General features: G+C 34.8%; 9 protein-coding genes. 1 reads left to right on the top strand and 8 read right to left on the bottom strand.

All coding sequences use genetic code 11. The features are described from left to right. From ADIARSV_RS00785 to ADIARSV_RS22745, 3 genes are all read right to left on the bottom strand, one after another. The coding region (locus ADIARSV_RS00785) for a class II aldolase/adducin head domain-containing protein (RefSeq protein WP_040298637.1) at positions 1-346 on the bottom strand (346 nt) is incomplete at its 3' end. Positions 347-359: 13 nt separating this feature from the next. Then, on the bottom strand, positions 360-1,271 hold the full coding sequence (locus tag ADIARSV_RS00780) for an MFS transporter (protein WP_262482214.1): 912 nt from the start codon (positions 1,269-1,271) through the stop codon (positions 360-362). Positions 1,272-1,276: 5 nt separating this feature from the next. Then, the gene (locus ADIARSV_RS22745; protein ID WP_016193428.1) at positions 1,277-1,684 is read right to left on the bottom strand and encodes an MFS transporter; all 408 of its coding nucleotides are present in this window, start codon (positions 1,682-1,684) and stop codon (positions 1,277-1,279) included. 304 nt (positions 1,685-1,988) lie between these two features. On the opposite strand from ADIARSV_RS22745, the gene ADIARSV_RS00775 reads away from it, so the two are divergent. Then, entirely contained in the window at positions 1,989-2,693 is a 705-nt protein-coding gene (locus ADIARSV_RS00775) for a helix-turn-helix domain-containing protein (protein ID WP_235048340.1), read from the top strand. 190 nt (positions 2,694-2,883) lie between these two features. On the opposite strand, the gene ADIARSV_RS00770 is transcribed toward ADIARSV_RS00775, so the two are convergent. From ADIARSV_RS00770 to ADIARSV_RS21745, 5 genes are all read right to left on the bottom strand, one after another. Next, complete coding sequence (locus tag ADIARSV_RS00770) at positions 2,884-3,651, bottom strand: SGNH/GDSL hydrolase family protein (protein WP_016193425.1); 768 nt, start codon at positions 3,649-3,651, stop codon at positions 2,884-2,886. Positions 3,652-3,992: 341 nt separating this feature from the next. Continuing rightward, on the bottom strand, positions 3,993-4,271 hold the full coding sequence (locus tag ADIARSV_RS00765) for a hypothetical protein (RefSeq protein ID WP_016193423.1): 279 nt from the start codon (positions 4,269-4,271) through the stop codon (positions 3,993-3,995). Between the two features lie 306 nt (positions 4,272-4,577). Continuing rightward, positions 4,578-5,165: a PIN domain-containing protein gene (locus tag ADIARSV_RS00760; RefSeq protein WP_016193422.1), complete on the bottom strand. Its 588-nt coding sequence runs from the start codon at positions 5,163-5,165 to the stop codon at positions 4,578-4,580. A gap of 5 nt (positions 5,166-5,170) precedes the next feature. Beyond that, positions 5,171-5,506 carry an STAS-like domain-containing protein gene (locus tag ADIARSV_RS00755; protein WP_040298635.1) on the bottom strand — a complete coding sequence of 112 codons (336 nt, stop codon included), beginning with the start codon at positions 5,504-5,506 and terminating at the stop codon, positions 5,171-5,173. A gap of 90 nt (positions 5,507-5,596) precedes the next feature. Continuing rightward, positions 5,597-6,191 (bottom strand): hypothetical protein (locus tag ADIARSV_RS21745; RefSeq protein ID WP_040298633.1); only part of this gene is annotated, 595 nt, incomplete at its 5' end.

Raw genomic sequence — 6,191 nt, 5'->3', positions numbered from 1 at the left:
CGCTGGTAGGCCTAAAAGCAGCATTACCCTCTGCTCCCCATATAATATAATAACCCTTTGCTTCCTGATCGATCAGGATAATACAAGATGCTTTTTCAGGTTTAGTTACCAGTTCTCTCAAACGTTCTCCAGTACCAGTAATATATATGAGTTTTCCTGCAGCACCATAAGGCATACTCCGTTCAACATATTGCTTTCCTATATAATCCTTTTCTGATATTTCGGCTAGTCCGGTAAGATCAATGGAAATATTACCAGCGTTTCTTTCGCACCACTCTCTTTGCCATAAATAGCCTGCAACTTCTGAAACCTTTGTTATTTCTGCTTTTATTAAATCGTTTATCATTTTATGTTATTTATTAATGGGATGTAAAAACCTCTGGATCATCACTAATTTTAAGATCTGATGTACTTGCCGAGCCACTGTAAGAAAACCATGTAACGACCAGGTAACAAGCCAATGGAACGAGCATAGCGATAGCCATACTATGAGTGCTATCAGCTATTATCCCCATTAAAGGTGTAAAAACAGCACCTCCGATGATTGCCATAACAATTATTGATCCGCCAAGCTTTGTATTGTCTCCTAATCCCTTAATGCTTAAAGTAAAGATTGTCGGAAACATCAATGACATAAAAAAACTAGTTAAAAAGATTGACCATAATCCAAGCCAACCTGGAAATAGCACGCTGATACTTACTAAAAGAATATTAATAATTGAAAAAGCACCCATCAATTTTTCCGGAGCATAATATTTCATGACAATGGTTGCCATAAACCGCCCAATACCAAAAGCGGCAAGGGTTCCGGTTAACAGGTATCCAGCAAGCTTTTCGCTTCCTCCGGTATAATCCTGCACATAGGGAATATAATAACTCCATGTACCTACTTGTGCCCCAACATAGCAAAACTGTGTGATGACCCCATTTCTAAAATGCCGGTGACTGAACAGCTTTTTGAAACTACCTTTTGAACTATAAGACGTATTCTCTTCTTTTTTTGTCTCTGGGAATTTAGTTTTATATAAAACAAATGCCCATATTAAGACGATGCACCCTATAACTATATAGGGTATAACAACCCGCATAGTTTCAGATTGCAGATAAGCATCATACAAACCGGATGCCTTCATCGTCTCAATACTTTGTTGACTATGCTCCACTCCGGAAAATATGAATAAAGTCCCAACTATAACACCCAGAATTGCACCCACAGGATTAAAAGCTTGTGATAAGTTTAATCTTCTAGCAGCGGTTTCAGGTTCACCCAGTTGGGCTATGAAAGGATTTGCTCCTTTTCAAGAAAGGATAATCCTGCAGCTATAACAAACAATGCCAAGAGGAAAAACCAAAATTCTCCAACTAGCGCAGCTGGATAAAATAACAAAGAACCAAACCCATACAGCAACATTCCGATAATAAGTCCTGTTTTGTAATTAAAGCGCTTCATTACCATGGCTGCGGGAATAGCAAACAAAAAATAACCCAGGTAAAAAGCAGATTGAACCAAACCAGCTTCTAACCTACTAAGCTCAAACGACTTCATAAATTGACGAATGAGAATGTCATTAAGGTTATTAGGGATTCCCCAAAACAGGAAAAGTGCTGTAACCAGGAAAAAAGGCAAAAAGGTTCCTGAAGGGTATAGAGAAGGACTCCCTTTTAATGTTTGATTATTTGTCATTTCTTTGGTAATTTGGTTAAAATTGTAAATGCAAATTAACTACTTTCTTGATGAACATTAATATGCTAATCATTCGAAAATGAGTACAAAACAAACATTTAATAAAGATAGAAAACTAGATAAACGCAAGTTAGACCCTTCAGAAATTCAACAAAATTTCAATAATTTGAGCATTAAATTATTATGCTGCAGATATTGGATGCTAGATGAGTGGGAATGGAACGACCTTTCAGTTCCCTTTTGGAGGTTATATTACAATTCGCTACCTGGAGCTGAGATTGTTTATGAAAAAACGCTAACTTCCTTGGGTAAAGATAGTATCATCCTTATTCCTCCTCATACATCCTTTTCAACGCATTTAAAAAGCGGCTTAACAGGATCAGCTCGGGAAAGGGTGAGCGGCAGGAAGATGGGAAAAACTGATTCACTTCAACTAATGATGAATATGGGAAAAATTGACCATTTATTTATTCATTTCAATTTGGGCTTTCCTCATGATTATGTAAGAACACAAATTTACTCCATGGCTTGTACAACATATTTGTTAGAATATATTAAATGCATTAAAGAATACTGCTTAAAAGATTCAGATTTATTTCCATTTTTAGAATGCCTCAAAATACAGGAATTAATCACTCATGTTTTATTGGAACTTCCTGAAAGTATATGGGAAGCAAGAAAATTGGACAATAGGATCAATAACACAATACAATTTATTATTGCACATCTTCCTGAAAAACTCTCAAACGAAATGCTTGCTGAGAGAATAAATATGGCAACCAATTCATTTTCAAGATTGTTCAAAGTAAATATCGGTATGTCTGTTCAGCAATATATTCTTAAAAAGAAAGTCGAGCTATCTTGCAATTTAATTCATCATAGCAACGATTCTATTGATGAGCTGGCCTATGTCTGCGGTTTTTCTGACAGGCTGCACTTTACAAAAACATTTAAACATGTTACTGGAATCACGCCTACTATATACAAAAAGCAATTTATTTTGATGTAAAGACTCATTTTAGCTTTCTAAACAATTTAGCGACCTCCAATTCTCACCGTAAGTGATATTTGCTTCGCGACCAATACAAAGCAGTGATTGTACGGATATTCCATCTTTCATCACCACACCGTTTTCCCTATTCAATAATTCGTCACGATAAATTATCAAATGATTTTCTTTCACAAAATCTTCCATTAAATTAAGCTAAGAGTTTTGAAAAAAATGCCGGATAACTATCTTTATCCATCGTTCCATCGCCTTTGGTAATGCTATCTCCAAAACATACAATATTATTTCGAGGTAGTTTCTCTAAAACAACGTAATCATACACGGCAAGTGCAATAAATCTATAACCATTGGCTGTTGGATGAACGCCATCCGTTTTGTTAGAATTCGCTTCATTTCTAAGCAGTGAAACTTTATCCAGACCAATTTCCCCAATGGCCTCGAATCGATGTCCTAAATCTAAAAAGTGGATCTTATACTTATCAGCAACTTTTTTAATCACCTCATTCATCTGTTGTCTTCTGCCATAAACCCCTTCCGGCTCATAAAATTTCGCAGGATGCCTGGTTAACAAATAAGGTTCGTAAAAGGGCAAAATACTCATAATTAAAATCTTGCTCCCTGCTGCCTTAGTTTTCTGAACAATAGAAATAAGATTCTGCTCATATTCAATTAAAGGTACATACTTTACGCTATTCATATCATTTGTACCTACCATTAGCACCGTTAATCGGGGATGATGGCTAATACAATCCTTATCAATGCGAGCGAGAAGATCTATCGTATTATCACCTCCAACGCCACTGTTTATCACTTGAAGAGGAGTTTGATCATGATTTAAAAAACTAGTTAAAGAATTCTTCCTCCTTTCACTTGCATTCACAAATGTTAATGGCTTAATAAAAGAAAGCCCCAAAATGGCGGCTCCTCCTGTAATCATTTTTCTTCTGGTAATTTTCATAAACTCAATTTTCCTGTTATGGGGGTCAATGTTAGTAAATATTTAGTTCGCTGATGATATTTCTTAATGAGAGTAACCTTTATTCTGTGATTTTATAATTCATTTTAGTGTGTTAACTTCCTGATTTTATATCCTTCAGCAGTTATAACAATCTCTTTAGGCAATACTTCATCTGGTATTTTAAGTTTTAACCTCCTTTGTCTCTCCCGGTAAAAGGCTTAAATCAATCCGCGGAGTAAATACATCTATAAGCTCTTTCAATTCTCGCTTAGGAGCAGAGAGTGAAACTGTTTTTGGTGAATCCAGAAAAGCAACTGACTTAGCCTTCCTTACTTTTCCGATCAATCCATCTCTTTCTTGCCATCTTTAGACCAATAAACAAAATCACCGTCCTTAACATCCGGATTTAGCGATAAATATGAACCTTCCATTTGAATCTCGCCAGAGGAGAAGAAATCTTTAACCAAGTAATGTCCAGGCGTCTTCTGTTTAATGACTCTGTAAAATGCAGATTGATCCTTATCAGATTTTTCCCATTTATTATTGTACCAAATAGTATCTGCCTGTTGAGCAATACATGTATGAGCCATACAAAGAAAAAGAAAAAAGAAGAGCTTCATGTAACTGATTTAATTAAGGTAGCATGATAACCAATAAATCGCAATTCAGGTTGTATGGTCTAAGACACAAGGATTTTCAGTCTTTTTCTTACCTTGTCAGTAACGGCACAAAAACCGCTCTGATTGCTTCTAATAAGCGATTTTACGACTTTTCATATTTATATGCAAATGCATTGTGCCCTTTTTGTGCCTTTTTTACATCATATTTAGCATAGAGTCGTATAGGATCTATCCTGAATGTATAATTATACAGATTACATAACGATAACCTTCTTGAAATTATTCGTTATTACATCTCAAACTTCGTTATTTATTGGGCTTAATTGAATCAGTGTAAGATTTAAAAAGTTTCATATTATAAGTACCGACTGGTACATCTAATCCGAAAAAGTCTGCATCGTGGGTAATAATTGTTGCAGATTGTTCTTTTGCTAATAAATATAAAAAGTGATCGTTAAAGTCTAACTTCTTGGAGTCGAAAACAGTAAGCTTGGATAGATCTATCGAACCAACATCCGAAATCGCTAAATGAGAGGAATATCCTTCAATATCATCTATTATAGTTTCATATTGTATTTTACAATCATCAGAACATCTATATTCTGACTTGTAGAAGTCGCTTCTTGAAGGCATTACACCTTTTTTGTCTTTGTATTTTTTATCGAAAGCCTTGCTTGCGTTAAATCGTAGCAAGCGATTTAATATTTCACTGATTTGAATAGGGCAAAGCAGAATTCTTGCATATTCAAGCGAAAGTATTTTACCGAAATAAATTTTATAATGCTCACTTGCGCCTTCGTTATCAATGCCTAATATGGGTAGCCAAACATTAGTATCTAAAATGTAATTGCACTCTTTAGGATTGCTATTACGATGTAAATTAATAATATTCAAAATGCTTAAGCAAGAGCTTCCTCTCGGTAAGCTTGGTAATTATCCTTATTAACGAAGTTATCAAACATATCAGAATACTTATGGTTAAAATTCAGTATTTGAGAATAACTTCGAGGGTGGACAAGTTTTTTTACTAATTCTTCACCATAATCTGCTAGAAGCTTCCCGAATGAAGCATTTAAAAACAATGTAGAACACCGTTTTATGTTAGAAAAATCAACTTCAATCTCCTCTTTATTTGAAGCCCCTAAGTGCTTTTTAATCTCAGTATAAACCCTTATGCCGTCATCATGCAGAGAGGCATTCGAACTATTTAAGATATCGGTGACGTTAATTTTCATTGTTGAGGGAGTATTTTTCAAAAGAATAACGAAAAATATATGCACTTGTTTTCAGGACGACAAAGATAAGAATATCTTAACTATGATTATTTATGAAAGTAATGTTTTTTTATTGAATTCCAAATTAATTGTAGCACCAATATAATTATTTCTCAGGTCTGTTATACCTTGTGGGAAAATTAAACTTGTTTTTGATGTCCTACTGCACCATCCTGCATTGCCAGTATAAATTTGTAAACCACCTTGATTTTCGTCTAAGTAATTGTGAAGGTTTTTTAACCCACTACCACCCAGAGCATCAGGTTTAGTACTATTACCAGCGATAGCCCATAAAATTGCATCCCCACAAGAGTGAATTTTGTCTGGTTGCCTTTCGTTAATTTTTTTAAAAAATCCTACACCTAAATCACTTATTGTAAAATGGATCATTCCTTTAACAGGGTAATATTGACCACAAACAAAGAAAGGTAATTCCGTTTCTGCATGCTTATCAATATTTGCATATACTTCCGTTAAATCATCAATCAATTTTTCTTTGATATTATCAGAAAAATGGGGCATAGCAGAATGATTTAGTAATTCATTTTCTAAATAATCGAAAAACTCCTCCTTTTGCTTCGGGTAGAAACCTTTATATGGAATACATGTTTTCGACTGATACTGATTTAGGTTTTGCTCCAGGTGG

Source organism: Arcticibacter svalbardensis MN12-7, from assembly GCF_000403135.1.
Lineage (GTDB): Bacteria > Bacteroidota > Bacteroidia > Sphingobacteriales > Sphingobacteriaceae > Arcticibacter > Arcticibacter svalbardensis.
The sequence above is the reverse complement of the archived record's forward strand: the minus strand, read 5'-3'. Positions and strand labels throughout refer to the sequence as shown.